The organism is Rhizobium sp. WYCCWR 11152 (genome assembly GCF_013087615.1).
Taxonomy (GTDB): domain Bacteria; phylum Pseudomonadota; class Alphaproteobacteria; order Rhizobiales; family Rhizobiaceae; genus Rhizobium; species Rhizobium indicum.
Genome location: NZ_JABFCP010000003.1, coordinates 451,208 through 477,990, shown reverse-complemented (window position 1 = coordinate 477,990; position 26,783 = coordinate 451,208). Strand labels below are relative to the sequence as shown.

Sequence of the window (26,783 nt, the reverse complement as noted above, 5' to 3'; positions counted from 1 at the left end):
TCTGTTGCCGTGGTCGCCGCTCGGCGGCGGCTGGCTGACCGGCAAGTACAAGCGCGACGAGATGCCGACGGGTGCCACCCGCCTCGGCGAAAACCCCAATCGCGGCGGCGAGTCCTATGCGCCGCGCAATGCGATGGAGAGAACCTGGGCGATCATCGCTGTCGTCGAGGAGATCGCCAAGGCGCATGGCGTCAGCATGGCGCAGGTGGCGCTCGCCTGGACGGCGGCGCAGCCGGCAATCACGTCCGTGATCCTCGGCGCCCGCACGCCGGAACAGCTCGCCGACAATCTCGGTGCCATGAAGCTCAAACTCTCCGACGACGAGATGGCGCGGTTGAACGAGGTGAGTGCGCCCCAGCCTTTCGACTATCCCTACGGCAAAGGCGGCATCAACCAGCGCCACCGCAAGATCGAGGGCGGCCGCTGAGCCTTCCGTCTGCAACCGGATGAGTCGTCTCGCCCGGTCTGCAACCGCCAATGAAAAAGCCGCCATGTTTCCATGGCGGCTTTTCGGCCCTTCTGCTTGGGAGGCGATTTTAGGCCGGAAGCTGGAAGATCACGTTGGCGATCAGGACGATCGCCAGGCCGCCAGCGAGCGCGACATAGGGCAGGATGCCGGCTTTCCTGACGCCGAGATCCTGGCCGACGAGGCCGAGATCCTCCATCGCGCCGGCCGGGAATTTGCCGCCGTCGCGCACATAGTGGCGATAGGCGAAGACCGGCAGGATCAGGGCGGCGAAGATGAAGCCGACCCAGAGCGCATTGGAATAACCCCAGACCTTGGCACCGGCGCCGAGAAACAGCGCGTTGACGAAGGCCAGCACGGTGTTGAGGCCGATCAGCCAGGTCGGCGCCTTCCAGGGACGTTCGATATGGCCGGAATCCATCCGGTGGATCCAGCCGGAATTGAGGTTCAGGAAGTTGAAGATGATGTAGCCGACATTCGAAACGGCGAGCACGAAGAAGTAGCCGCCGACATCCGAGGCGATCGCCAGCAGGAAGAGATTGAAGGCGAAATCGGTCCACATCGCCCTGGTTGGCGCGCCGTGTTCGTTGACGTGGTCGAGATATTTCGGCAGCCAGCCGTCCTTCGAGCCCTGGTAGAGCGTGCGCGAGGAACCGGCCATCGCCGTCATGATGGCGAGGAAGAGCGCCATGATCATCAACACGACGAGCAGCTGGGTAACGACGCGGCCGGCGCCGATCAGGCCGCCGAGCGCTTCGGCAACACCGGTGCCATCGACGATGCCGGGGGCCAGCATGCCTGCATGGCCGAGAACGCCCTGGAAGGCGAAGGGCACGAGGAAGAAAAACAGGCAGCAGGCAAGGCCTGAATAGAAGATCGCCTTGAAGGTGTCGGTCTTCGGGTTCTTGAGTTCGCGGGTGTAGCAGACCGCCGTCTCGAAGCCGTAGGTCGACCAGGCGGCGATATAGAGGCCGCCGAGGAAGAGCGTCCAGCCGCCGTTGCTCCAGGTGCCGTCGGCCGCGGCATAGGCGGCTGTCGGCGGCACGAGGCCGGTGACGTTGGTGGCAAGGATCTGGCCGCTGACGATCGGGTAAAGGCCGATGATGAGCAGCGGCACCAGCACGATGATGGCCAGCCATTTCTGCACGCTTGCCGTCTCCGAAATGCCGCGATGCTGGATCGCGAAGATGATCAGCATCAGCATGCCGCCGATGAAGAAGGTGGCGTTGATATTGGCGGTGGCGAGGAAGGGAATGTTGAAGCTCAAGAGCGACCAGCTGCGGATCGCCGGCGTCAGAGCGGCGATCCCGTCGGTGCCGAGCAACGCCTTGACGGCGTCATCCGGCGTGGTGCCGGCATGGGCTGCGATATATTCGGCGACGCGGGGGCTGTCGGCCGTGACGGAAGCGGCATGCGCCGAGATCCAGTCGAGGACCATTTGCGAATCCGCCGCCGGAATTGGGTAGAAAGCGTTGAGGATATAACCGGCGGCGATGGCGCAGCCGAGCGACAGCACCGGCGACCAGGCAAACCAGTTGCACCAGACGGACAGCGGCGCGATGAATTTCGAGTAACGCAGCCAGGCAGTGGCGCCGTAGACTGAAGCGCCGCCGGATTTGTTGGCGAACATGCCGGCGATTTCGGCATAGGTGAAGGATTGCAGGAAACCCATCACCATCGAGATGATCCAGACGACGAAGGCGAGCTTGCCCGTCGTGCCTGCGATGCCGCCAATGGAGAAAAGAACGAGCGGCGGCACGCCCGCAGCCACCCAGAATGCGCCCTTCCAGTCGAGCGCGCGTACAAGCTTACCTTCGGTGCCGGATGCAATCCCGGCCTCCACAACGTCTGTCATCGGTGAAATTCCCCATTCTATTTGTTCCGGACGTATCTTCGTACGTCTCCCTGAACGTGTCTCCCTGACAGTCTCAAGCCCGCCCGGATGATTTTGGCGATCCGTGTTCCCGACGGATTCCCCGAGTCTCAACTCTTTATGCATAGTGAAGATATTTTCTTTTTAGTCAACATCACTTTACTTTCCCCGGGCATTTTGTAACCTGCATGGGTGGGTGTCCGAGGACGCCCGATCCTCCCATGAGGGCAGTATGCGAGAACTTCATCCTGCTATGACAGGCCTGCGGCCGGCCGCTCCGAGCCTCGTGCATTATCCCGGCATTCCCACCCTGCCGGAGGGAACGGAGCGCTACAGGGCAAAGGGCGGCGGATCGGTCGTTATGCGCGTCGAGCCGGGCGACCGGGTCAGCGTCATCGACAGCGAGGGCGGCCAGGTCTGCGAGATCTCCTTCCTCGACGAGAAAGGGCGCTTCCTGGCGGCCGGTCTCGGAACGGCATTCAGCAATTCAGCCGAGGGTTTGAAGGCCATTCTTCAAGCGGAGGATGAGAGTGCTGCCCGCACGCGTGCAGCGCTTCAGCGTCGCGGCGCCGATCTTGCAACGGCCGGCGCACTCAGCATTTTCGGGGCGGGATCGATGCCTGGCAGCCGGGCGGATTTCACGATTTCCCTGAGGGGCCTGCTGATCGTCGCGGCACCCGCCAGCGCCATGTCGCCGGAGGCGCAGGATACGGCGACGCCGATCGAGATCAGGATCATGCGCAGCCTGCTGATCCGCGATTATGCCTCCGCCTTGCCGGAACCGGCCGCTGATCCGGTCGAGGATATCCGCATCCGGGCGGCGACCGCCGCGGCCTATTTCGTGCGGGCCGGCGAATTCATCCAGATCATCGACGTCTATGGACGCCAATGCACCGATTTCCAGGCTTTTGCCGCCCGCAAGGTCGACAAGGGCCTCGATCTTGGGCTTGATTCCACCGTCACCCGCACTCTGCTCGGCCGCAGCTATCCGACACCGGGTCTCCCCTCCAAGGCCTTCGACCGCGACTTCGAGCCGCTGGTCGAGATCGTCCAGGATACGGTCGGGCGTCATGACGCTTTCGCGACCGCCTGCAATTCGCGTTATTACGACGACATGGGTTATCCCGGCCACGTCAACTGCACGGATAATTTCAACGCTGCGCTGGCGCCCTACGGCATTGCCGGCCGCAAGGGCTGGGAAGCGCTGAACTATTTCTACAACACCAATATCGACCACAACAACCAGCTCTATCTCGACGAGCCTTGGTCGCGTCCGGGCGATTACGTGCTGATGCGGGCGCTGACCGATCTCGTCTGTGTCTCCTCGTCCTGCCCTGACGATATCGACGCGGCGAACGGCTGGGATCCGACGGATATCCACGTCCGCACCTTTTCCGGAAAAGAGAAATTCTCACGAGCGGTGGCCTATCGCATGACCCCAGATGCAGACGCCGAACTGACGCGCGAAACCGCCTTCCACCCCCGCCTCTCCGCCTTGACACGGGACTACACCGAATATCGCGGCTACTGGCTGCCGAACCGTTTTTCCAGCGAAGGACCGGTCGAGGAATACTGGGCCTGCCGCGAGCGCGCCGCCGTCATCGACCTATCGCCCTTGCGGAAATTCGAGGTGACGGGACCGGATGCCGAGGAACTGCTGCAATATTGCCTGACACGCGACGTGCGCAAACTGTCGACCGGCCAGGTCGTCTATTCCGCCATGTGCTATGAAAACGGCGGCATGATCGATGATGGGACGCTGTTCCGGCTCGGTGACAAGAATTTCCGCTGGATCGGCGGCGATGATTTCAGCGGCATATGGCTGCGCCAGCAGGCGGAGAAGAAGGGCTTCAAGGCCTGGGTCCGCTCTTCGACCGACCAGATGCACAATATCGCCCTGCAGGGGCCGAAGAGCCGCGATATCCTGAAGGAGATCATCTGGACGGCGCCGCGCCAGCCTGATATCGGCGAACTCGAATGGTTCCGCTTCACCGTCGGCCGCATCGGCGGCTTCGAAGGTACTCCTGTCGTCGTCTCGCGCACGGGTTACACCGGCGAGCTCGGCTACGAGATCTTCTGCCATCCGAAGGATGCGCTGACGGTGTTCGACGCCGTCTGGGAGGCCGGGCAGCCGCACGGGTTGAAGCCGATGGGGCTGGAGGCGCTCGACATGGTCCGCATCGAGGCAGGCCTGATCTTCGCCCATCACGAATTCACCGACCAGACGGACCCGTTCGAGGCCGGGATCGGCTTCACGGTGCCGCTGAAATCCAAGCAGGACGATTTCATCGGCCGCGAGGCGCTGATCCGGCGCAAGGAGCATCCGCGCCATCTGCTCGTCGGGCTCGACATCAAGGCCAACGAGGCCGTCGGCCATGGCGATTGCATCCATATCGGCCGCGCCCAGGTCGGCGTTATCACCAGCGCCACGCGCGCGCCCATCCTCGGCAAGACGATCGCGCTCGCCCGCATCGACGTGATGCATGCAAGCCCCGGCACCGAGGTCGAGATCGGCAAGCTCGACGGTCACCAGAAGCGCCTGCCGGCGACGGTCGTGCCGCTGTCGCATTACGACCCGCAGAAGACGCGGCCGCGCTCGTAACGCATGCTTTCGAGGTTGGGAGACGGCGATCGGCTGTTGATATTGCCGCCGACGCGCACGACCAACGAGATGCAATCTTATGGCGAATAGACGACTCGAAAAAACTAAAAGTTGACATATCCGGCTTTGATGATTATATCTCGGTGGTCGATATTGCTTGTTTGACTTTTGTTATCGCACGCTGGCAACGTGCCCTGGACGAACTTCCCTCTTCAAAATCGAGATCATCATCCGTCGTGCTTCCGCACGTGCGGTCGTCAATTGCTATGAAAGGGTTTGTTATGACCACTGGCACAGTTAAATGGTTCAATTCCACCAAGGGCTTCGGCTTCATTCAGCCTGATGACGGCGGCGCTGACGCCTTCGTTCACATTTCTGCCGTCGAACGCGCCGGCATGCGCGAAATCGTCGAAGGCCAGAAGATCGGCTACGAGCTTGAGCGCGATAACAAGTCGGGCAAAATGTCCGCTTGCAATCTCCAAGCTGCCTAAACTGAAATCAGCTTTCCTTTGACCGCGGATGTACCGGCACTGTCGAAAGTATGATACTATCAAGGTCAGGCAAGTTGCCTGGCCTTTTTGCTGCGTTCGCCAAGCAGGCTCATAAATCCAGGATTGATATGACAGAGTCACACAGCAAATCACGCAAGCAGGCGGAGATTGCCTTCGGAAACGCGCAATCGCAATTCCTGGCGCGAAGCCGCGCGGTCGAAGAGATCGATTCGACCGTACGTGCCCGCGAGGAAAAAACCTTGCGGTTACGCGAAGCGCGTGAGGCCAAGGAATTGCAGGATCGCTTGACAGGGGTTATTGCTCCTGCCGTGAAGCGAAAAAAGAAAATCTGACACTGCATAATTCCTTAAATCGGATTCGATTTCAGGATAAAGCGATGCAGCAGTTCAAGGTATTACAGCGCCCTTTGCGCGTCTTAAGACGTGCGGCGCCGTAGGGTCGAAGTCAAACAGTCAGGAAACAGATTTGAAAAACGCCAAAAACAACGAGCTTTCCGATCGCCGCAGCGCCGCTGCCGAAGCCAAGGCCGCTCTCCTCAATGCGTATCGCAGCGCCAAGGATTCAGCCGAACCCACCAGGCTGGCAAAGCAGGCGGAGCGTCAAGCCATTGCCGCGGCCAGGGAAGAACGTCGCGCTCAGCGAGAACGGGTCAAGCTCGAGGAGCTGGAGCGGGCTCAGGCCGCCGAGGCCGAACGTCAGGCTGCCGCCGAGGCCGCAGCACGCGCCGATGCCGACGCGCGCGAAGCGGCTGACAAAGACCGGATCGCCCGCGTGATTGCCGACGAAGCTGCCCGAAAGGCCGAACGCGACCTGCGTTACGCCAATCGCAAAGCCAGGAAGTCCTGATCGTCAGCGCCGCCTGTTGTCGCAACAGGCAGCGCTCTTTTTCAAGCGGCCTGCACGGCTGCATTCAGCGGGATTTCGACGTCGATTTCGAGCGTCGAAACGTATTCGTTGCGATCGATCGTCACCTGCACCTTGTCGTGGTCGAGCTGCACATGCTTTGCGATCACCGCAAGGATTTCCTCGCGCAGCAGGGAGACCAGGTCCGACCCCGCCGAGGAACGTTCATGGGCGAGAAGGACCTGCAGCCGTTCGCGGGCGGCGGGTGCGGTTCTCTGCTTGTTGAAAAGACGGAAAATATTCATGCTGCCCTCCGTCCGAAGATCTTACCGAAAATATTCCTCTTTTCCTCTGGGATCGCGATCGGCACCGTCTCGCCGGCGAGACGGCGAGCGGCGTCGAAATAGGCCATAGCAGCCGCGCTGCGGCTGTCTGCCAGCGTGACCGGCGCACCGATGTTGGATGCACGCAGAACATCCATGCTTTCGGGTATGATGCCGAGCAGCGGGATGGAAAGGATTTCCAGGACGTCGTCGACCTTGAGCATGTCGCCGCGTTCGGCGCGGTTGGCGTCGTAGCGGGTGAGCAGCAGGTGCTTTTCCATCCGTTCGCCGCGCTCGGCCTTGGCGGTCTTGGCATCCAGCAGGCCGATGATGCGATCCGAATCGCGCACCGACGAGACTTCCGGGTTGGTGACGACCACGGCAACATCGGCGTGGCGCATGGCAAGCGTTGCACCGCGCTCGATCCCGGCGGGGCTGTCGCAGATGATCCAGTCGAAATAGCGCTTCAGGTCGTTGATGACGCGCTCGACGCCCTCGGCCGTCAGATTGTCCTTGTCGCGCGTCTGCGAGGCCGGCAGCAGGAACAGCGTTTCCAGCCGCTTGTCGCGGATCAGCGCCTGGGTAAGCTTGGCATCGCCCTGGATGACATTGATCAGGTCGTAGACGACCCTGCGCTCGGCGCCCATGACGAGGTCGAGATTGCGCAGGCCGACGTCGAAATCGACGACGACGACTTTTTCATTGCGTTGCGCCAGCGCCGCTCCCAATGCGGCGGTCGAGGTGGTCTTGCCAACCCCGCCCTTGCCTGACGTGACGACGATCACTTTCCCCATCATTGTCTCTCCTTTGCCGTGGCCCCAGTAATTCTAAGTGTTAAAGCGTCCTTTGCGGCTCTCGAAGAGACTCGCGGCGCTGTCGTCAGATCAGTTTTTCCGCCATGATCGCGTCGTCTTCAAGCCAGAGCTGAACAGCCTGTCCGCGAAGATTGGGGGCCATGTCTTCCGCCATTTTGTAGATGCCGTCGATTGCAACCAGCTCGGCCTCGAGCTTGCGGCAAAAGATCCGCGCCGATGCGTTTCCGATGGATCCCGCCATGGCTCGGCCACGCAAGGCGCCATAGATATGGACGGAGCCGCCGGCGATGACCTCGGCACCCGAGGCGACCGATCCGATGACGGTGACGTCGCCTTCCGGAAAGATCACCGATTGCCCCGAGCGCACCGGCTCCCTGATGACGATCGATTGCATGGCCGGGCGGGTCTCCGCCGCTGCCTGTTTGCCGGGCGGATCGGCAGGCTCCTTTGCCTGAACCTCGATATCGGAAACCGAACGACCGCCTTTGAGTGCCGGCGGCATGCCGGATCCGAGGATCGAAGGCCGCGCGCCCTCGATGCCCATGATGCTGACATTGCGCTTGGCAAGTTCGGCGATCAGGTCCTTCAGCTGCGGCCGGTCGATTTGCAGGTCCGTCAGATCGAGCACGACAGGCCGTCCCAGGAAGAAGCCGGCCGAACGCGCGGCCAGATCGTCCAGCCTGATCAACCAATCATCGATCGGAAGATCCGGGGACAGCATGACCGCGAGGAATGAGCGGCCCTTGATGCGGATAGAGCGAGCGTCTGTTAGCACTTTGGTCATCTATGTGAAGAAATCGTTGACCATGTCTACCGCTGCTATGGTTAACAAAAAGTTAACGCAGTCTTAATATCACCGGCAATCATTTGAGATTCGTCAAGCGCGGGATTATCGCAAGTCATTGGAAAACCGTTGTAATCTGCGGAGGCGCCGAACGGTTAATAATGCGGCTTTGAACGTGAGCCGCAAATCCGCCGCTGCCTGGGAAAAGCTCAGCCTTCCGTCTTGCGTTGTGCGTTGGAAATGGCGCGTGCGGCCTCTTCCGAGGAGTTGGCGAGCGCGCGCATCTCGGCGGCAAGCACCGCAAAGCCCGACCCGGCCGTGCCGGCGCGGGCGGCCTCGATACCGGCATTGACGGCGAGCAGCTTGAGGTAACGCAGCGATTGCAGGATCTCATTGGTCTTCGAGGCGGTGACGCGCATGTCGGCGGTCTGGTCATCGATTCTCTGGTAGAGTGATTCGATGTTGATGATGCTGCCTTCGAGATAGAGAAGCTCGCCCTTCTCGTCCCAGATGCCGCCGCCCGTCTCGGTCACCCAGATGAGATGGCCCATGGCGTGACGGATGCGATATTCCATCGTCCAGTCTGTGCGCCTCTCCAGCGCCCGTCCGACGATCTCGTCCATCAGTGACACGTCTTCTTCGTACATGATCGAGGTGAAGGTCCGCGTGCGGTTGCCGATGATTTCGTCGACGGGATAACCGAAGATGCGCTCGATGCCGTTGGTCATCTCCAGCATCGTGTAGTTTTCATCGGCACGGCAGCGATAGAGAAAACCACTCATGCGCCCGAGAATGCTCGTTTGAAAATCCATGAAGGCGACATCCGAAGAGAAGAGTTGCAGTCGTCTCGCTCAAAGGCGCGGCTCACAATAGGCCGGAGGAGAGTGCCCGAACACCCTCCTCCGGCAATGCAGGCTCGCCTCGTCAGTTGCGCAGATATTCCTCCATGGAATCGTCGAGCGCCTCGACCCAGGGCGTGTGGTGCGTCGGCGACATGTTGCCGGTCATCAGCGATCGGTAGGCATGGTCGCGGAAGCCCATGATGTTGTGGGCCTTGTGGTGTTCCCACTCCATGAAGGTCTGGTTGGTCGCCTCGATGTCGAAGCTGGGATAATCGGTTTCGGCAAGCAGTTCCTTCACATAGTCACCCTGATACCAGATCATCTGCTCGGCATCCTCAAGTGTTTCCTCGCGGGCGCGCCACATGTCGAAATTGGCCTTCAGCTCCTCTTCCGGCGGCAGGGTGATGCGGCCCATCATCACGTCGCGCGCCCACCAGGCCTGCACGTCGAACATGTTGAAGGTGTAGAACTGGTCCTGCATACCGATATAGAAAAGCTGCGGGTTCTTGTCGAAGATCACCCCCTTGTAGAGGCTGTCGGCCCAGAGGCGGTTGGCGGTCTTCAGCCGGAGATCATCGGGCAGGAAGGGGAAATGGTGCTGGTAGCCGGTGCAGAGGATCACCGCATCGACCTCCTTGGTCGAACCGTCAAGGAAATGCGCGGTGCGGTTTTCGAGCTTGGTCAGCAGCGGCCGCTCTTCGAAATTCTCCGGCCATTTGAAACCCATCGGCTTCGACCGGTAGCTCGTCGTCACCGATTTCGCGCCGTATTTCCAGCATTGCGAGCCGATGTCCTCGGCCGAATAGCTGCGGCCGACGAGCAGGATATCCTTGCCCTTGAACTCAAGCGCGTCGCGGAAATCATGGGCATGCAGCACGCGGCCGTTGAAGGTCTTCACACCCTCGAAATAGGGCACGTTCGGTGTCGAGAAGTGACCGGAGGCCACGACCACATAGTCGAACTCCTCGTCATACATCCGGTCCTCGATGCGGTTATGCGCCGTCACCGTGAATTTCTTCGTCGCTTCGTCGAAGCGGACCATGCGCACCGGCGTGCTGAAGCGCACCCACTGGCGGACATTCGCCTTCTCGACGCGGCCCTTGATGTAATCCCAGAGCACCGCGCGCGGCGGATAGGAGGCGATCGGCTTGCCGAAATGCTCCTCGAAGGAATAATCGGCGAATTCTAGGCATTCCTTCGGGCCGTTCGACCAGAGGTAACGATACATGCTGCCGTGGACCGGCTCGCCATATTCGTCGAGCCCGGTGCGCCAGGTATAGTTCCAGAGCCCACCCCAGTCCGACTGCTTTTCGAAACAGACGATCTCCGGGATTTCGGCGCCCTTTTGGGCGGCCGATTGAAAGGCGCGCAGCTGCGCCAGCCCGGAAGGACCGGCACCGATGACGGCTACTCTTGTCATGAAGCATTCCCCTCTTGATTATATCGTTTTATCTGGTGCATCGCTACACCTCAGTCCGGATAGATGCCGGGGCTGGTCGGCGCCCCGTCGTCATATTTGGAAAGCCAGTCGATCGTCGTCTCGCGGAAGCGGGTGAGGCCCTTGTAGTCGATGAGCTCAGGCGGCAGCGTTTTCAGCACGCGCGGAAAGCGTCGCGCCCATTTCGGCACGGTAACGAGCTCTTCCATGTTCATCAGGTAGCAGCGGATGACGAAGAGGATGGCGTTCGAGCGCGGCAAGCGCCAGAGGCTCTGCAATTCGACACGCAGATGCACCTTCTCGCCGACATTTTCCGGGGTCACCGTCGTGCGGTCAGGACCCCATTTGTGATAATTCTCGGGGCTGGTGTCGAGGCGCGGATTGATCGTCATCGTCCAGTTGAAGCGTCGTGTCGGCTTGCCTTGCTGCAGGTTCAGCAGGAATTTCAGCGCCCTGTCGAAGACGCCGATCTGGTGGGCGAGCGGCACCGGCCCGTGCCATTCCATGAAGTTCATGCCGATATCGAAATCGAGCGACCAGTCGGCCTGCGTCGTCACCATGCCGGCATCCATCCAGAGATTGCTGTCGCGTTGGTCGACGATGCAGAAGTCGCCCTGGGCCTGGCGGGTGATATATTCGAAGGGCTCATAGGGCAGCGTCGAGGCATCGCCAAAGGTGAAGCTGTCGTCGATGCCGAGCGGGCGGTTGATCCAGCGCCACTGGTCGCCGTTGCGGATCAGCGTGAAATGGTCGGGGTAACCCGCCGCCTGCTCTTCCATCAAAAGTTCAAGCGTGTCCCATTGCGCGCTCATCATGTGCGGCAGGGCCTGATAGCGTAGCGGATCTTCCTTCAGGACGAGGCCCCGGTCGTGCATCTCGGCGACGTAATGCTCGTCGACGTCGATCAGGCTTTCGTAGACGGTTCCCGCCCGGCCGTGCACATGCGGCTCCATGTTGACCGAATACATGTATTCGTCGCGGTCGAAGGGAAACGGGAAACGCCGGATGTTCTCGGGGCTGTTCCTATAGCTGAAATCGTTCCGGAAGGTTTCCTGCTTGAAGACGATTGCCATGTCCGGTCTCCTTGATCCACTTCAGATGCCGCTAGAGATCAAGATGCAGCGTGTTTCCCTCGAAGCGGGAAACGCAGATCATCACCTTGCGGCCGGATGCTTTTTCTTCGCTCGTCAAATAGACGTCATGGTGCAGCAGCTTGCCGTCGCAGGTGACGACCCCGGTCTCGCATTGACCGCAGGCGCCGCCGCGACAGAGGAAGGGCGCGTCGACGCCCGCCGCCTCGATCGCCTCCAGCATGCTTTCGTGATGGCCGACCTTCACGGTCTTGCCGGACCGCAGGAGCTCGATCGCGAAGGGCTTGCCTGGTAGAGACGACAGGAACCGTTCCGAATGCAGGTTCTGCTCCGGCCAGCCGGCGTCAAGGCCGGTTTTCAGCACGCCGTCGATCATGCCGGACGGGCCGCAGACATAAAGATGCGTGCCGAGCGGCTGGCTGTCGAGCAAGCGGGTCAACGGAATGGTGCCGCCTTCGGCGTCGCAATAGATCTTGATCCGATGTCCGCCGTAGCGCTCGACGAGTTGCTGCCAATAGGCACCGCGGTCGCGCGTGCGGATGGCATAATGCAGCTCGAAATTGGCGCCCTCGCGGGAAAATTGCTCCATCATCGCGATGAAGGGGGTAATGCCGATGCCGCCGGCTATCAGAAGATGCTTGCGTCCGCGCCAGTCCGGCTGGAACAGGTTGACGGGATAGCTGACCTTCAGCTCGTCGCCTTCGCTGAGCTTCTCATGCATGAAGGTGGAGCCGCCGCGCGAATCCTCGACGTGCAGCACGCTGATCTCATAGGCTGCGCAATCATGCGGCGGCGACATCAGCGAATAGGCGTTGCGGCGCATATGGCCGCCATCGTTCATCAAGACGATGACGTGGGCGCCGCCGGAGAAATAAGGCATCGGCTTGCCGTCAAGACGCTCGAAACGAAAGCGCTTGACGCGCTCGGCGATCGGCGTGATCCGCGCCACGCGGACAGGAATTTCAGTGCCACCGCTCAAAGGAACAACTCCTCGGGGCCAGGCGCGCTGCCCGGTTCTTCCGCATCGATATTGACGCCCTGGAAGGCGGCGAGCCGGCGCGAATAATGGTCGCGCACCAGAAGCGGCAGCCCGCAATGGCTGCAGGCAAACGGGCTGGTGGTGACATCGTCGGTGATGCCCTTGCAATGGACGCATTGCACGCGCCGGGCCAGCGAGCCGCGATGCTCGGTGATGACGGAGGCATGGTCCATGCCGTAATCGAGCGCCACGAGCATTGCCTGGCCGATGAAGCCTTCGGTGCCCGAAAGATAAAGCCGCGTGCCCATATGGGCGGTGGCAAGCGAACCCTTGAATCGGAAGAGCAACGTTGCGATCGTTGGGGCCGTGAAGAACATGTCGGCACCGAGGCGGCGCAGCGCCTCGTCCAGGCCGGATCCTTGCGAGCCACGGGCGACATAGAGGATTTCGCTGCGGGAAAGCGCCGTTTCGTCAAACGCCGGCTGCTGATCGAGGAGAGCCTTGGCGCCCTCCCCTTCGAGCGCGAAAATGTGCCGCCGGGCGCGCGGCTGGATGGTCAAGCCCGTGTAGACTGGTCGGCTCTTGATGCCTGCAACGAGCATTCGCGTGCTCCTTAACCTACGGCGGTCCTCTTCTTCTTCTCCGGATCGTCGAAAGGAAGCGTGTGGGCGGTGGCGCCTGCCTTCACGGTCTTGCCGCGGACTTCGAGTTTCGTCCCATGCACCGCCTTGTCAACGTCCAGACGGGCAATCGCCATGGATTTTTTCGTCAGCGACGAATAGCTCGGGCAGGTAATGACACCGACCTTTTTGCCGTCGGCAAAGACTTCGTCACCGAGATCGGCCGGTCCGTCGGCATCGATCAGCATGCCGAAGATCTTGAAGCGTTCCTTACCCTTCAGGCGAGCATGTTCCTCGGCGCCACGGAAGCCCGTCTTGCCGGGGCTGACGGTGAAGTCGAGGCCGAGTTCCCAAAGACTGTCGCCGGGCGGCTGATCGGCGAAGGGATACATCTGCGAATTATCGTAGGGGTAGAAGAGCAGGTAGCTTTCGACCCGCAGCATGTCGAGTACCGAGAAGCAGCAGGGGATGATGCCCATCTCCTTGCCTTCCTCGACGATCCGGTCCCAGACCATGACGGCGTCCTGGCCGCGCACAAAGATCTCGTAGCCACGTTCGCCGGTATAGCCGGTGCGCGAGATCATCACCGGTGCGCCGAACAGCGTCGTCTGCATGTGGTGGAAATATTTGAGGTCGCGGATGCCGGGCACATATTTAGCGAGATAGTCGACCGCGATCGGACCCTGCAGCGACAGGTCGTGCAGGTCGTCATCGAAGAGGACCGCGCAATTGCGGCCCGCCGCCTGCTTGACGAGCTCCTCATGGCCGGAGCCGGAGCCATGCACCAGCATCCAGGAATTCGGGCCGGTGCGATAGACGATGCAGTCGTCGGTGAAGTGGCCACGGTCGTTCAACATGGTCGCATAGACGGACCGGCCGGGATAGATCTTCGTCAGGTCGCGGGTGGTGATGGAGTCGAGCACGGCAATGGCGTGCGGGCCGACCAGGTGCACCTTCTTCAGGCCCGAGACATCCATGATGCCTGCCTTGGTGCGGACGGCGATATGCTCTTCCGACATGTCCTTGTCGTAGGTCCAGGCGGTGCCCATGCCGCTCCAGTCCTCAAGCTTCGATCCCAGAGCGCGATGCCGATCCGCCAAGACGGAGAAACGCCATGATAAAGCCATTGTCCGTTCCCTTTTATTTCCTCTACGGAATATTTATTTCCTGACTATATTCGTCTTTCGCGCCGTGGCAAGCCCGCCCGGCATGCATTTCCCAAAACTTTTGGCGCCCCTGCTGCATCCCTCACCAAATGAATGAGGGATGCGGCTGCGCTTTTGCCGTCCCCCAAACCGTCTCTAACCCATGCGTTCGGAGGCGTAGCTGCCGGGGCTTGCCGGGAAGACCACGGTGCGGTTGCCGTTGATGAAGGTGCGGTGATGAATATGGGCGTGGATGGCACGCGCCAGCACCTGGCTTTCGACATCGCGGCCGATCGAGACATAGTCGTCGGGCGACTGCGCATGGGTGATGCGCGCCGTGTCCTGCTCGATGATCGGGCCTTCGTCGAGATCGGTGGTGACGTAATGCGCCGTCGCCCCGATCAGCTTCACGCCGCGGCCGTAGGCCTGCTTGTAAGGATTGGCGCCCTTGAAGCTCGGCAGGAAGGAATGGTGGATGTTGATGATCCGGCCAGACATTTTCTGGCACATCTCGTCCGACAGGATCTGCATGTAGCGGGCGAGCACGATCAGCTCCGTGCCGGTCTGCTCGGCCACTTCCATGATATGGGCCTCGGCCTGCGCCTTGTTGGCCTTGGTGACCGGAATATGGTGGAAGGGAATGTCGTGGTTGACCACGACCTTCTGGTAGTCGAAATGGTTGGAGACGACGCCGACGATATCGATCGGCAGGGCGCCGATCTTCCAGCGGTAGAGCAGGTCGTTCAGACAATGGCCGAAACGCGACACCATCAGCAGCACCTTCATGCGCTTCTCGCTGTCGTGAAAATCGTAATCCATCGCGAAGGGCGCGGCGACGGCCGCGAAACCGGCGTCGATATCGGCGCCCGAAAGCCCCTCTTCCGAAATGAAGCTGACGCGCATGAAGAACTTGCCGGTATCGAGATCGTCGAACTGCGAGCTGTCGATGATGTTGCAGCCCCTGTCCGCCAGATAGCTCGAAATCGCCGCGACGATGCCGCGCGTCGACTTGCAGGATACGGTGAGTACGAAGTTCTTCATGCCGTCACTTTCTTCGCCATATCAAGTGCAGGGGTCTCAATCACGCCGGAGCTTGTTCGCCCCGGCGCGTTTGCCTGTCATTCGACGCGTCCAGGCCACTCAGATATCGAGCGTGCTGTCGCGTTCCCACTGGGTGAAATGCGAGCAATAGGCATTCCATTCCTGATGCTTGAGCTTGAGATAGGCGGCGGAAAACTCGGCCCCGATCGCCTGCTTCAAGCCCTCGTCGGCATCATAGGCGCGCAGCGCATCGAGCAGGTTGAGCGGCAAGCGCGGCGCGTCCTTCACCAGATACCCCTCGGCATACATGTCGATATCGTAGTGCCGGCCGGGATCGGCTTGGCTGCGAATGCCGTCGAGGCCGGCCGCGATGATGATCGCCTGCAGCAGGTACGGGTTGACCGCACCATCAGGCAGGCGCAGCTCGAAGCGGCCCGGTCCCGGCACGCGCACCATATGGGTGCGGTTGTTGCCCGTCCAGGTCACGGTGTTCGGCGCCCAGGTCGCGCCCGATGTGGTGCGCGGCGCGTTGATGCGCTTATAGGAATTGACCGTCGGATTGGTGATCGCGGCAAGCGCGGAGGCGTGCTTCATGATGCCGCCGAGGAAGGTTTTGCCCTGAGCGGAGAGCCCAAAGGCCATTTCCTTGTCCGCAAACGCGTTGACCTTGCCATCGATATCCCAGACCGAAATGTGGGCATGACACCCGTTTCCGGTCAGGCCCTTGAAGGGCTTCGGCATGAAGGTGGCGCGAAGGCCGTGCTTTTCGGCGACCGACTTGACCATGAACTTGAAGAAGGAGTGCTTGTCGGCCGTCTGAAGAGCGTCGTCATACTCCCAGTTCATCTCGAACTGGCCGTTCGCGTCCTCGTGGTCGTTCTGATAGGGCTTCCAGCCGAGCTCGAGCATGTAATCGCAAATCTCGGCGATGACATCATAGCGACGCATCACCGCCTGCTGATCGTAGCAAGGCTTTTCGGCTGTATCGAACTGGTCTGAAATCACCGAGCCGTCGGCGGAGATCAGAAAGAACTCGGGTTCCACGCCGGTTTTCACCCGGAGCCCTTCTTTCGCAGCTTCAGCGACCAGTCTTTTCAGCACCACGCGCGGTGCCTGTTCGACAGGCTGATCGTCCATGACGCAGTCGGCGGCAACCCATGCGACGTCTTTCTTCCAGGGTAGCTGGATGACGGAGGAAGCATCGGGAAGCGCGAACAGGTCGGGATGGGCAGGCGTCAGATCGAGCCAGGTTGCAAAGCCCGCAAAGCCGGCGCCATCTTTCTGCATATCGGCAATGGCTTCTGCCGGGACCAGCTTGGCGCGTTGGCCGCCGAACAGGTCGGTATAGCTGATCATGAAATATTTGATGCCTTTGTCTCTGGCAAAAGCAGCAAGGTCCAGTGTCATTCTCGTTCCCCTTTGGATTTCTTGGAGACACTTTGCTTATGGATGCGAGACGGCCGGGACGTTTGCCCGGCCGGTAGAAATCAATAGCCTCCCTTGCCGGGATACCAGTTTGTGCCGGCGAGCGGGATCTGGGCCATGGCGGCCGCTTCCATCGTCAGCGCGCAAAGATCTTCCGGTTCCAGGTTGTGCAGGTGGTTCTTGCCGCAGGCGCGCGCAATGGTCTGGGCTTCCAGAGTCATGACCTTCAGATAGTTGGCGAGACGGCGGCCAGCGGCGATCGGATCAAGACGCTTCATCAGTTCCGGGTCCTGCGTCGTGATGCCGGCCGGGTCTTTGCCTTCGTGCCAGTCGTCATAGGCGCCGGCCGTCGTGCCGAGCTTCTGGTATTCTTCTTCCCAATGCGGATCGTTGTCGCCGATCGCAACGAGCGCTGCCGTGCCGATGGCAACGGCATCGGCACCTAGCGCCAGTGCCTTGGCCACGTCGGCGCCCGAACGGATGCCGCCCGAGATGATCAGTTGCACCTTGCGATGCATGCCGAGATCCTGCAGCGCCTGGACGGCGGGGCGGATGCAGGCGAGCGTCGGCATGCCGACATTCTCGATGAAGACATCCTGCGTCGCTGCGGTGCCGCCCTGCATGCCATCGAGCACCACCACGTCGGCACCAGCCTTCACGGCAAGCGCCGTATCGTAATAGGGACGCGCGCCGCCGACTTTCACATAGATCGGCTTTTCCCAGTCGGTGATCTCGCGCAGCTCCAGGATCTTGATTTCGAGGTCGTCCGGGCCGGTCCAATCCGGATGGCGGCAGGCCGAGCGCTGGTCGATTCCCTTCGGCAGGTTGCGCATGTTGGCGACGCGATCGGAGATCTTCTGGCCGAGCAGCATGCCGCCGCCGCCGGGCTTGGCGCCTTGACCGACGACCACTTCGATCGCGTCGGCGCGACGCAGGTCCTTGGGATTCATGCCGTATCGCGACGGCAGATACTGGTAGACCAACGTTTGTGAGTGGCCGCGCTCTTCATCGGTCATCCCGCCGTCGCCTGTCGTGGTGGAGGTTCCGGCAATCGTCGCGCCGCGTCCGAGCGCCTCCTTGGCATTGCCGGAGAGCGCGCCGAAGCTCATGCCGGCAATGGTGATCGGCGTCTTCAGGTGAATGGGCTTCTTGGCGAAGCGCGCGCCGAGGACGACCGACGTGTCGCACTTCTCGCGGTAACCTTCGAGCGGATAGCGCGAGATCGATGCGCCGAGAAACAGCAGGTCGTCGAAATGCGGAACCTTCCGTTTGGTGCCGGCGCCGCGGATGTCGTAAATGCCGGTCGCCGCAGCGCGGCGGATTTCCGCCAGCGTGTAATCGTCGAAGGTCGCGGACTTGCGCGGCGGGGTATAGGGGTTGTGATAGCTCATGATGGTCCCTCGCCTTAATATGCGTCAGCGTTGTCGATATTGAAATTGTAGAGCTTGCGGGCCGAGCCGTAACGCTTGAATTCCTCGGGCCTCACCTCGGTCACGCCCGCCTTTTCGAGAAGTTCGGCCAGCTTCGTCAGATGCTCGGGACGCAGCTCCTTTTCGATGCAATCGGCACCCAGGCTCTTGACCGAACCGCGCACGAAGAGCTTCGCCTCGTAGAGCGAATCCCCAAGCGCATCGCCGGCATCGCCGAGCACCACGAGGTGGCCCGACTGGCCCATGAAGGCGGACATGTGGCCGATATTGCCATGAACGACAATGTCGATGCCCTTCATCGAGATGCCGCAGCGCGATGCCGCATTGCCCTTGATGACAAGCAGGCCGCCGCGGCCGGTTGCCCCGGCATACTGGCTGGCATCGCCCTCGATGACGACTGTTCCAGACATCATGTTTTCCGCAACACCCGGACCTGCCGAACCGTGAACGGTGACGGTTCCGCCGTCGTTCATCCCGGCGCAATAATAGCCGACGGATCCCTTCACATCGACGGTGACCGGCGCATCGATGCCGACGGCAACCGAATGGCTGCCGCGCGGATTGACGACTTCGAAGGAAAGATCGTTCGAACCGTTCTGGATGTTGTGCAGGGCGCTATTGAGTTCACGCAACGGCGTAGTGGCAAGATCAATGACAGGCATGTTTCGATAACCCTTGGAGAATACGCATGAGGTGCCGGTCAAGCGACCTTCTGGTGATCCCAGAAATAGACGGTTGCAGGCTCCGGCTCCCAGACCCGGGCGTTCTCGATGCCGGGCAGATTGACGAGCGCCCGGTATTCCGAACCGAAGGCGACATACTGGTCCGTTTCGGCCATGACAGCGGGCTTGCAGGCGATCGCATCGCGCACGACGCCGAAGCCGGACTTCGTGCCGACGACGAAGGTGAAGAAGCCGTCGAGGTCATCCACCGCGCCTTCCAGCGCCTGGCCGAGATTCTTGCCCTTGGCCATCTCTGCCGTCAGATAGGCGGCGGCGACCTCGGTGTCGTTTTCGGTTTCGAAGGTCATGCCTTCGCGCTTCAGCTCGCGGCGGAGATTGTTGTGGTTGGACAGCGAGCCATTATGCACCAGGCATTGGTCGGAGCCGGTGGAAAAAGGATGGGCGCCGAGCGTCGTGACGGCCGATTCCGTCGCCATGCGTGTATGGCCGATGCCGTGGGTGCCGGCCATTGAATTGACCGCGAAGCGGGAGACGACATCCTTCGGCAGGCCGGTTTCCTTGTAGATCTCGATCGCGTCGCCGCTGCTCATGATGCGGATGTTCGGACGCAATTCCGCAACGACTGCCTTGCCCGTATCGAGCAGATCCTTCGCAAGCGTGATGACGGCATGCGTGCTCTTCACCTGGATGGCGACCGATGCGCCAACCGCCTGGCCGAGCTCGGCCTCGAGGCCGGCGAAATCCTTCTTCGGATTGGCCGACTGGATGGTGATCTTAGCATTGTTGCCGCTGGCGTCGCCATAGATCGCGATACCGGCGCTGTCCGGCCCCCGATCCGTCATCGTCACCAGCATCGAGGACAGCAGTGCCCCGAGCTCCGGTTCGAGACTTTTATCCTTGAGGAAGAGCCCCACAATTCCGCACATGACCAGACCTCCGTTCGTGTTGAGAAAGGACTAGCAGGTCTGTTTTGGGTTTTCAACTCGGAAGAAAGATTTTTTCTTTTAAGGCAAGTCAGCTTTTCGAGCTCTGCTGTGGATAGCTGATGATCGAGAGGTACTTGCTCGGCAGTTTCACCAGCTGCTCCGGCCCATGCGGCGCATCGGCGTCGAAGAACAGGCTGTCGCCCGGCTGCATCTGGAAAAGCTGGTCGCCGTGGCGGTAAACGACTTCGCCCTCGAGCATATAGAGAAACTCCATCCCCTCGTGCTGGAAGGTCGGGAAGATGTCGGAGTCAGTCGTCAGGGTGATGAGGTAGGGCTCGACGATGACGCCGCTGGTATTGTTGTCGATATGACCGAGCACATTATATTGGTGGCCGGCGCGGGTGCCGCGCCGTTCGAGCTCGATGCCCTGGCCTGCCTTGACGAAGACGGCGTTGCGCGGTTCCTCGAAACGGCGGAAGAAGGCCGTCAGCGGCACGCCAAGCGCCCGCGACAGCGATTGCAGCGTCGTCAGCGACGGCGAGATGTTGCCGTTCTCGATTTTCGACAGCATACCGAGCGAAATGCCGGTCGCGGCCGCCAGATCGGTGACCGTGATGCCGAGTTTCTTGCGATAGGCGCGCACCTCATGGCCGATCGCCATTTCGAGGTTGTTTTCCTTCGGCTCGCGGACGGCGTGCGGGTCCTGGGAAAAGGGAGCGCGTCCACTATTCGCCTGTTCCGGTTGCTCTGCCGCTGCTCGCTTGGATTTCATGGATTTTCCCCTGCCGCCTTCTCTTTTGTCCAAAGGCAACCCTATCGTCATAGTGAAAATTTCTCAACCGTGAAGAAAACCTATTCCCGTCGCGCCGCGCGCGGAGCGACGCCGTAGACGGCACGGAACATGCGGGAAAAATGGCTCAGACTGGAAAAGCCGGTGGCCACCGCGATTTCCGAGACGGAAAGCGGGCTCTGCTTCAACAGGCGGTGGGCATGCTGCAGCCTGATCCTGCGGTACTGATCAAGGTAGGTGGTGCCGAGATGGGCCGAAAAGAGCCGGTCGAGATGGCGGGTGGTGACGCCGGCGATGCGCGCCATGGCGGCACGCTCGAGCGGCATCTCGATCGTCTCTTCCATCCGTTCGAGAACGCTGAGCAGGCCGGAATGATGGACGCCATAACGCTGCGCCAGCGAAGCGCGCTGGGGTGCAGCGGGTTCGTTGACCTCTGTATGAAGATACCAGTCGCTGACCCGGCGGGCGAAATCCGGCCCCATGCGCTCGGCGATCAGCACATGCATCATGTCGAGCGGTGCGATGCCGCCGCCGCAGGTAATCCTGTTGCCGTCGATCATGAAGCGTGCTTGGCGCGGCGTGAGGTCAGGGAAGGCTTCGAGAAGGGCTGCGGCATGTTCCCAGTGGATGGTGAAGTCGCGGCCGCCGAGCAGTCCGGCGGCGGCCATCAGATAGGGACCGCCCGAGATGCCGCCGATCCTCACCCCTTCGCGCGACAGCTGCCGCAAGCAGGAAAGCACACCTGGATATCGCCAGTCGCGGGGCAACCCGCCGGCGCAGACGAAGGCCGTTCCGAGCCCCGCGCCCCTGACGGGCAGAGGTTCGGCGGGGACGCTGACGCCCGAGGAGGAGAGCGCCGGTGCGCCATCCGGCGAGAAGATCTGCAGCCGATAGATCTCGCGTCCGGCCAGAAGATTTGCCGCCCGCAGCGGTTCGGTCGCCGAGGCATAGGACATCAGCGCAAATCCCGGGATAAGGATGAAGCCGATCGTCTGGACATTTCTGCTATCAAGCGAGGACATGTCTCTTTCTTAGCGATTTATGTCCCTAACGTGCAAGTCTGTCCGCTTCTTTCTGACATCATGCAGCTGTTCATTTCGGATTGACCCATGCGCTATTCCGCTCTTTCGATTTTCCTGAACGGCCTTCGCGGCAACAAAGGCTGGGCGCCGGCCTGGCGCGATCCGGCGCCGAAGCCACATTACGACGTCATCATCGTCGGTGGCGGCGGTCATGGTCTTGCCACCGCCTATTATCTTGCCAAGGAATTCGGCGTCACCAATGTCGCCGTCCTCGAAAAGGGTTATCTCGGCTCAGGCAATATCGGCAGGAACACGACGATCATCCGCTCGAACTACCTGCTGCCGGGCAACAATCCCTTCTACGAGTTGTCGATGAAGCTGTGGGAAGGGCTGGAGCAGGATTTCAACTTCAACGCCATGGTCTCGCAGCGCGGCGTGCTCAACCTCTTCCATTCCGACGCGCAGCGCGACGCCTATACGCGGCGCGGCAACGCCATGCGGCTGCACGGGGTCGACGCCGAGCTTCTCGACCGCCAGGCGGTGCGCCAGAAATTGCCCTTCCTCGATTTCGATAATGCCCGGTTCCCGATCCTGGGCGGGTTGTTCCAGCCGCGCGGCGGCACGGTGCGCCATGATGCGGTCGCCTGGGGTTATGCGCGCGGCGCAGATAGCCGCGGCGTCGACATCATCACCCAGTGCGAGGTGACCGGCATCCGCCGTGAAAACGGTGAGGTGACCGGCGTCGAGACCAGCAAGGGCTTCATCGGCTGCGGTAAGCTGGCGCTTGCCGCGGCCGGCAATTCCACCGTCGTCGCCGATATGGCCGGCCTTCGCCTGCCGATCGAAAGCCATGTGCTGCAGGCCTTCGTTTCGGAAGGGCTGAAACCGTTCATCGACACGGTCGTCACCTTCGGCGCCGGGCATTTCTACGCGTCCCAGTCGGATAAGGGCGGCCTCGTCTTCGGCGGCGATATCGATGGCTACAATTCCTATGCCCAGCGCGGCAATCTCGCTTGCGTCGAGCATGTCGCCGAAGCCGGGCTGGCGTTGATTCCGTCGCTGTCGCGCGTGCGGTATCTGCGCTCCTGGGGTGGCGTCATGGATATGAGCATGGACGGCTCGCCGATCATCGACCGCACCCATATCGACAATCTCTATCTCAACACTGGCTGGTGTTACGGCGGCTTCAAGGCCACGCCCGCCTCCGGCTTCTGCTACGCCCATCTGATCGCCCGCAACGCACCGCATCAGACCGCCCGCGCGTTCCGGCTCGACCGCTTCGCGCGCGGCTACCCGATCGACGAAAAGGGCGTCGGCGCCCAGCCCAACCTGCACTGAGGACATTTAAGATGGCGAGCCTGATTTCCTGTCCCCATTGCGGCGCCCGACCGAAGGAGGAATTTTCGATCCGCGGCGATGCCGGTCTTGTCAGGCCGGCGCCGGATGCCGGTGCGGATGCCTGGTTCGATTATGTCTATCTGCGCGACAATCCGCGGGGCCGGCACAGCGAATACTGGCACCATTCGTCAGGATGCCGCCGCTGGCTGATCGTCGAACGCGATACCGTCACCCATGCGGTCCATGGCGTCAGGGATGCTGCCCTCTCGAAGCTCGGCGGAGAACCGGCATGACGAGCTTCCGTCTTTCCTCCGGCGGCCGGATCGACCGCGCCACCTCGCTCGGCTTCACCTTCGACGGCAGGGCGCTCGAAGGCCATCCGGGCGACACACTCGCCTCGGCGCTGCTTGCGAACGGCCTCCAGCTCGTCGGCCGCAGCTTCAAATATCACCGCCCGCGCGGCATCCTGACGGCGGGGGCTGCCGAACCGAACGCACTGGTGACGACTGGCAGCGGCGGGCGCACCGAACCGAATACGCGCGCCACGATGATCGAGCTTTATCAGGGGCTGACGGCAAAGAGCCAGAACCGCTGGCCCTCGCTCGGATTCGATGTCGGCGCGGTCAACGGGCTGCTGTCGCCCTTTCTCAGCGCCGGCTTTTACTACAAGACCTTCATGTGGCCGGCTGGCCTCTGGGAAAAGCTCTACGAGCCGGTGATCCGCAAGGCGGCCGGCCTCGGCAGGGCCTCCTACGAAGCCGATCCCGATTCCTACGAGAAATGCTGGGCGCATTGCGACCTGCTGGTGATCGGCGCCGGCCCTGCCGGTCTTGCCGCAGCACTCACCGCCGGCCGCGCCGGCGCGCGCGTCATCCTTGCAGATGAGGGACCCGAACTCGGCGGCAGCCTGCTTTCCGAGACCGGCGCCGTCGACGGAAAACCGGCAAACACCCTTCTCGGCGAGCTGCTTGCCGAGCTGGAGGGCCTGGAGAACGTGCGCCGCCTGGCGCGCATGACGGTGTTCGGCTGGTATGACGACAATGTCTTCGGCGCGGTCGAACGGGTGCAGAAGCATGTGGCGATGCCCGATCCGGATCGTCCGGTCGAACGATTGTGGCGCATCGTCGCCGGCCAAGCGATCCTTGCGACGGGCGCCGAAGAGCGGCCGCTCGTCTTCGGCGGCAACGATATTCCCGGTGTGATGATGGCAGGCGCCATGCGCAGCTATCTCAACCGGCAGGCGGTCGCACCCGGCAGAAGCACCGTCATTTTCACCACCAACGATGCCGGTTACCGCACCGCCGCCGACCTTGAAGCGGCCGGCCTCGCCGTCGGGGCGATCGTCGACAGCCGCGCGGATGCGGCCGAGAGCTGGCAGGGCCGCGCCGACGTGCTGAAGGGCGCCCGGATCATCGATGCGTTTGGCGGCAAGCGCCTGCGCGGTGTCAGCGTCGAAACCGCAACCGGCACCCGTCGGATCGAAGCGGACGCACTTGCCATGTCCGGCGGCTGGAGTCCGATCATCCACCTTGCCTGCCATCGCGGTGCCAAACCGCAATGGTCGGACCAGGCCTCGGCGTTTCTGGCGCCTGTCCAGCAGGACGGTCTGACCGTTGCCGGCTCTGCTGCCGGCCTTGCGCAAACGACGACCTGCCTCGGTGATGGCGCCGCAAAGGCAGCGGCCGCGTTGAAGGCGATCGGGTTCGCAGCGGCGGAGCCGGCCTTTGCCCCGGCTTCCGAGACGGCTGCACGGGCCAAGCCGCTCTGGTCGGTCAAGGGCTCGAAGGGCAAGGCTTTCGTCGATTACCAGAACGACGTGCATCTCAAGGATCTGGGCCTCGCCGTTCGCGAGGGCTACGGCCATGTCGAACTCGCCAAGCGTTACACGACATCAGGCATGGCGACCGACCAGGGCAAGCTTTCCAACATCAACGCCATCGGCATTCTCGCCGAGGCGCGCGGTGTGTCGCCGGCCGAGGTGGGAACGACGACCTTCCGGCCCTTCTATACGCCGGTCTCCTTCGGCGCTTTGACCGGGGCATCGCGCGGCAAACATTTCCAGCCGGCGCGCAAATCGCCGCTGCATGGCTGGGCCGAGAAGAATGGGGCGGTCTTCGTCGAAACCGGCCTCTGGTACCGTTCCTCCTGGTTCCCGCGCGCCGGCGAGGCGACGTGGCGCGAAAGCGTCGACCGCGAGGTGCTGAACATCCGGAAGAATGCCGGCCTCTGCGACGTCTCGACCCTCGGCAAGATCGAAATATCAGGCAAGGATGCCGCGACCTTCCTCGATCGCATCTACTGCAACGGCTTCGCCAAGCTTGCCGTCGGCAAGGCGCGTTACGGCATCATGCTGCGCGAGGATGGTTTCATCTATGATGACGGCACCACCAGCCGGTTCAGCGACGATCATTTCTTCATGACGACGACGACGGCGCTCGCCGCCGGCGTGCTCACCCATCTCGAATTCTGCGCCCAGACGCTGTGGCCGGAACTCGACGTCTGCTTTGCCTCCTCGACCGATCAATGGGCGCAGATGACTGTCGCCGGGCCGAAGTCACGCGCCATTCTCCAGGAGATCGTCGACGAGGATCTGTCGGATGCGGCCTTCCCCTTCATGAGCGCCCGCAAGGTCTCTCTCTTCGGCGGCCGCCTCGAAGGCCGGCTCTTCCGGATTTCCTTCTCCGGTGAACTTGCCTACGAGCTCGCGGTGCCGGCCGGCTACGGCGAAGGTGTCGCCGATGCGGTCATGGCGGCGGGCGAGAAACATGGCATCTGCGCCTATGGCGCCGAAGCGCTCGGCGTCATGCGCATCGAAAAGGGCCATGTCACCCATGCCGAAATCAACGGCACGGTGACGCCTGGCGACCTCGGTTTCGGCCGCATGGTTTCATCAACCAAGCCGGATTTCATCGGCAAGGCAATGCTTGCCCGTGAAGGACTGCATGACCCCGAGCGGCCGCGCCTAGTCGGCGTCAAGCCGCTTAATCCGGCGACCGGCTTCCGCACCGGCTCGCATATTCTTGCCGACGGCGTTGCGGCGACGCTCGAAAACGACCAGGGTTACGTCACCTCAAGCGCCTTTTCGCCGGGGCTCGGCCATACGATCGGCCTGGCCCTCGTCAGGCGTGGGCCGGAGCGCATCGGTGAAAAGGTGACGGTCTGGAACGGCCTGCGCAACGAATTCACCGATGCGGTGCTCTGCCATCCCGTCTTCATCGATCCCGAAAACGAGAAGCTCCATGCGTGATCTTCCGCAACACAAACCGGTTCTGGCCGGCACGGCTTATAATGGCATCTCGGAGGCAGGCATCCGGCTCGAAGCCTTGCCGGAGGGCCATCTCCTGCATGTGCTCGGCGCAATCGAGCCAACCGCGCTCGCCGCGGAATTGGTGAAAGCAGGCTTTGTAAAAAGCTCGATCCGCAAGGCGGGCTTCCGCCAATGGTTCGTTGCCGGCGACGAGCCGCTTGTCCCCGCCGGCCTCGATGCCCTCGCAGCAGCGCTTGCGGGAAAAGCCTTCGTCATGGATCAGAGCCATGGGCGTGTGCGTATCGGCGTTTCCGGTCGTTCTTCGCGGGCGCTTCTCTCAAGGGGGACTGCCGTCGATCTCGATCCTTCCGTTTTTCCGGAAGGCCATTCGGCCATGACGATGGTCGGTCATCTCTCCGTGCAGTTCGTCCGCACCGGCGATGACAGCTTCGAACTCACGGTCCTGCGCAGCTTTGCCGAAAGCCTCTGGGACGATCTCGTGCACATGGCGGCGAGCGCCGAAAAGGACGGCGTCTGAGAGAGACGGT

26 protein-coding genes are annotated in these 26,783 nt (G+C 61.7%); 9 read left to right on the top strand and 17 right to left on the bottom strand.

Features of this window, described 5'->3' with window-relative positions; genetic code table 11:
• Window positions 1-427 (top strand): aldo/keto reductase (locus G9X67_RS04645; protein ID WP_171598243.1); only part of this gene is annotated, 427 nt, incomplete at its 5' end.
• 109 nt (window positions 428-536) lie between these two features.
• Here G9X67_RS04645 and G9X67_RS04640 read toward each other — a convergent pair.
• Window positions 537-2,321: an APC family permease gene (locus tag G9X67_RS04640; protein ID WP_171598242.1), complete on the bottom strand. Its 1,785-nt coding sequence runs from the start codon at window positions 2,319-2,321 to the stop codon at window positions 537-539.
• A gap of 250 nt (window positions 2,322-2,571) precedes the next feature.
• Between G9X67_RS04640 and G9X67_RS04635 the strand changes: the two genes are divergently transcribed.
• The 4 genes from G9X67_RS04635 (at window position 2,572) to G9X67_RS04620 (ending at window position 6,299) form a co-directional block, all read left to right on the top strand.
• Entirely contained in the window at window positions 2,572-4,941 is a 2,370-nt protein-coding gene (locus G9X67_RS04635; RefSeq protein WP_171598241.1) for a DUF1989 domain-containing protein, read from the top strand.
• Between the two features lie 281 nt (window positions 4,942-5,222).
• Window positions 5,223-5,432 carry a cold-shock protein gene (locus tag G9X67_RS04630; RefSeq protein ID WP_003548109.1) on the top strand — a complete coding sequence of 70 codons (210 nt, stop codon included), beginning with the start codon at window positions 5,223-5,225 and terminating at the stop codon, window positions 5,430-5,432.
• Between the two features lie 128 nt (window positions 5,433-5,560).
• Window positions 5,561-5,785 carry a hypothetical protein gene (locus G9X67_RS04625; RefSeq protein WP_171598240.1) on the top strand — a complete coding sequence of 75 codons (225 nt, stop codon included), beginning with the start codon at window positions 5,561-5,563 and terminating at the stop codon, window positions 5,783-5,785.
• A gap of 133 nt (window positions 5,786-5,918) precedes the next feature.
• Complete coding sequence (locus tag G9X67_RS04620; protein ID WP_017957701.1) at window positions 5,919-6,299, top strand: DUF6481 family protein; 381 nt, start codon at window positions 5,919-5,921, stop codon at window positions 6,297-6,299.
• A 41-nt stretch (window positions 6,300-6,340) separates the two neighbouring features.
• Here G9X67_RS04620 and minE read toward each other — a convergent pair whose 3' ends face one another.
• From minE to G9X67_RS04540, 16 genes are all read right to left on the bottom strand, one after another.
• Entirely contained in the window at window positions 6,341-6,601 is a 261-nt protein-coding gene (gene minE, locus G9X67_RS04615; RefSeq protein ID WP_003574994.1) for a cell division topological specificity factor MinE, read from the bottom strand.
• Window positions 6,598-7,413: a septum site-determining protein MinD gene (gene minD / locus G9X67_RS04610; protein ID WP_018448670.1), complete on the bottom strand. Its 816-nt coding sequence runs from the start codon at window positions 7,411-7,413 to the stop codon at window positions 6,598-6,600. The genes minE and minD overlap by 4 nt, the downstream gene beginning before the upstream one ends.
• A gap of 85 nt (window positions 7,414-7,498) precedes the next feature.
• Window positions 7,499-8,218, bottom strand: a complete 720-nt coding sequence (gene minC, locus G9X67_RS04605) for a septum site-determining protein MinC (protein ID WP_171598239.1) — start codon at window positions 8,216-8,218, stop codon at window positions 7,499-7,501.
• 209 nt (window positions 8,219-8,427) lie between these two features.
• Window positions 8,428-9,030 (bottom strand): PAS domain-containing protein, encoded by a 603-nt coding sequence (locus tag G9X67_RS04600; protein WP_171598238.1) that lies wholly within the window; start codon window positions 9,028-9,030, stop codon window positions 8,428-8,430.
• A gap of 112 nt (window positions 9,031-9,142) precedes the next feature.
• A complete protein-coding gene (locus G9X67_RS04595; protein ID WP_171598237.1) occupies window positions 9,143-10,480 on the bottom strand; it encodes an NAD(P)/FAD-dependent oxidoreductase in 1,338 nt (445 codons plus the stop codon).
• A gap of 50 nt (window positions 10,481-10,530) precedes the next feature.
• Window positions 10,531-11,571: a DUF3445 domain-containing protein gene (locus G9X67_RS04590; protein WP_171598236.1), complete on the bottom strand. Its 1,041-nt coding sequence runs from the start codon at window positions 11,569-11,571 to the stop codon at window positions 10,531-10,533.
• Between the two features lie 31 nt (window positions 11,572-11,602).
• Complete coding sequence (locus G9X67_RS04585; protein ID WP_171598235.1) at window positions 11,603-12,568, bottom strand: PDR/VanB family oxidoreductase; 966 nt, start codon at window positions 12,566-12,568, stop codon at window positions 11,603-11,605.
• Window positions 12,565-13,170 (bottom strand): dimethylamine monooxygenase subunit DmmA family protein, encoded by a 606-nt coding sequence (locus G9X67_RS04580; RefSeq protein ID WP_171598234.1) that lies wholly within the window; start codon window positions 13,168-13,170, stop codon window positions 12,565-12,567. The genes G9X67_RS04585 and G9X67_RS04580 overlap by 4 nt, the downstream gene beginning before the upstream one ends.
• A gap of 11 nt (window positions 13,171-13,181) precedes the next feature.
• Window positions 13,182-14,315: an aminomethyltransferase family protein gene (locus G9X67_RS04575; protein WP_171598233.1), complete on the bottom strand. Its 1,134-nt coding sequence runs from the start codon at window positions 14,313-14,315 to the stop codon at window positions 13,182-13,184.
• 174 nt (window positions 14,316-14,489) lie between these two features.
• Entirely contained in the window at window positions 14,490-15,374 is an 885-nt protein-coding gene (gene purU / locus G9X67_RS04570; protein ID WP_171598232.1) for a formyltetrahydrofolate deformylase, read from the bottom strand.
• A 99-nt stretch (window positions 15,375-15,473) separates the two neighbouring features.
• Window positions 15,474-16,781, bottom strand: a complete 1,308-nt coding sequence (gene glnT, locus G9X67_RS04565) for a type III glutamate--ammonia ligase (protein ID WP_171598231.1) — start codon at window positions 16,779-16,781, stop codon at window positions 15,474-15,476.
• A gap of 80 nt (window positions 16,782-16,861) precedes the next feature.
• Window positions 16,862-18,190: an FMN-binding glutamate synthase family protein gene (locus G9X67_RS04560; protein ID WP_003548137.1), complete on the bottom strand. Its 1,329-nt coding sequence runs from the start codon at window positions 18,188-18,190 to the stop codon at window positions 16,862-16,864.
• A gap of 14 nt (window positions 18,191-18,204) precedes the next feature.
• On the bottom strand, window positions 18,205-18,891 hold the full coding sequence (locus tag G9X67_RS04555; protein ID WP_003548139.1) for a GXGXG domain-containing protein: 687 nt from the start codon (window positions 18,889-18,891) through the stop codon (window positions 18,205-18,207).
• Between the two features lie 38 nt (window positions 18,892-18,929).
• Entirely contained in the window at window positions 18,930-19,838 is a 909-nt protein-coding gene (locus G9X67_RS04550; RefSeq protein WP_171598230.1) for a glutamine amidotransferase family protein, read from the bottom strand.
• Between the two features lie 88 nt (window positions 19,839-19,926).
• The gene (locus G9X67_RS04545) at window positions 19,927-20,610 is read right to left on the bottom strand and encodes a helix-turn-helix domain-containing protein (RefSeq protein ID WP_171598229.1); all 684 of its coding nucleotides are present in this window, start codon (window positions 20,608-20,610) and stop codon (window positions 19,927-19,929) included.
• A gap of 80 nt (window positions 20,611-20,690) precedes the next feature.
• Window positions 20,691-21,650, bottom strand: a complete 960-nt coding sequence (locus G9X67_RS04540; protein ID WP_171598228.1) for a GlxA family transcriptional regulator — start codon at window positions 21,648-21,650, stop codon at window positions 20,691-20,693.
• Window positions 21,651-21,737: 87 nt separating this feature from the next.
• On the opposite strand from G9X67_RS04540, the gene G9X67_RS04535 reads away from it, so the two are divergent.
• Genes G9X67_RS04535 through G9X67_RS04520 form a run of 4 tightly spaced genes read left to right on the top strand, consistent with a single transcriptional unit; the run spans window position 21,738 to window position 26,773 of the window.
• Window positions 21,738-22,988 carry a sarcosine oxidase subunit beta family protein gene (locus G9X67_RS04535; RefSeq protein WP_171598227.1) on the top strand — a complete coding sequence of 417 codons (1,251 nt, stop codon included), beginning with the start codon at window positions 21,738-21,740 and terminating at the stop codon, window positions 22,986-22,988.
• Between the two features lie 11 nt (window positions 22,989-22,999).
• A complete protein-coding gene (locus G9X67_RS04530) occupies window positions 23,000-23,281 on the top strand; it encodes a sarcosine oxidase subunit delta (RefSeq protein WP_171598226.1) in 282 nt (93 codons plus the stop codon).
• Window positions 23,278-26,235: a sarcosine oxidase subunit alpha family protein gene (locus tag G9X67_RS04525; RefSeq protein WP_171598225.1), complete on the top strand. Its 2,958-nt coding sequence runs from the start codon at window positions 23,278-23,280 to the stop codon at window positions 26,233-26,235. Before G9X67_RS04530 ends, G9X67_RS04525 begins: the two co-directional genes overlap by 4 nt.
• Window positions 26,228-26,773, top strand: coding sequence for a sarcosine oxidase subunit gamma family protein (locus tag G9X67_RS04520; protein ID WP_171598224.1), 546 nt, complete (start codon window positions 26,228-26,230; stop codon window positions 26,771-26,773). Before G9X67_RS04525 ends, G9X67_RS04520 begins: the two co-directional genes overlap by 8 nt.
• Window positions 26,774-26,783 lie beyond the last annotated feature (10 nt).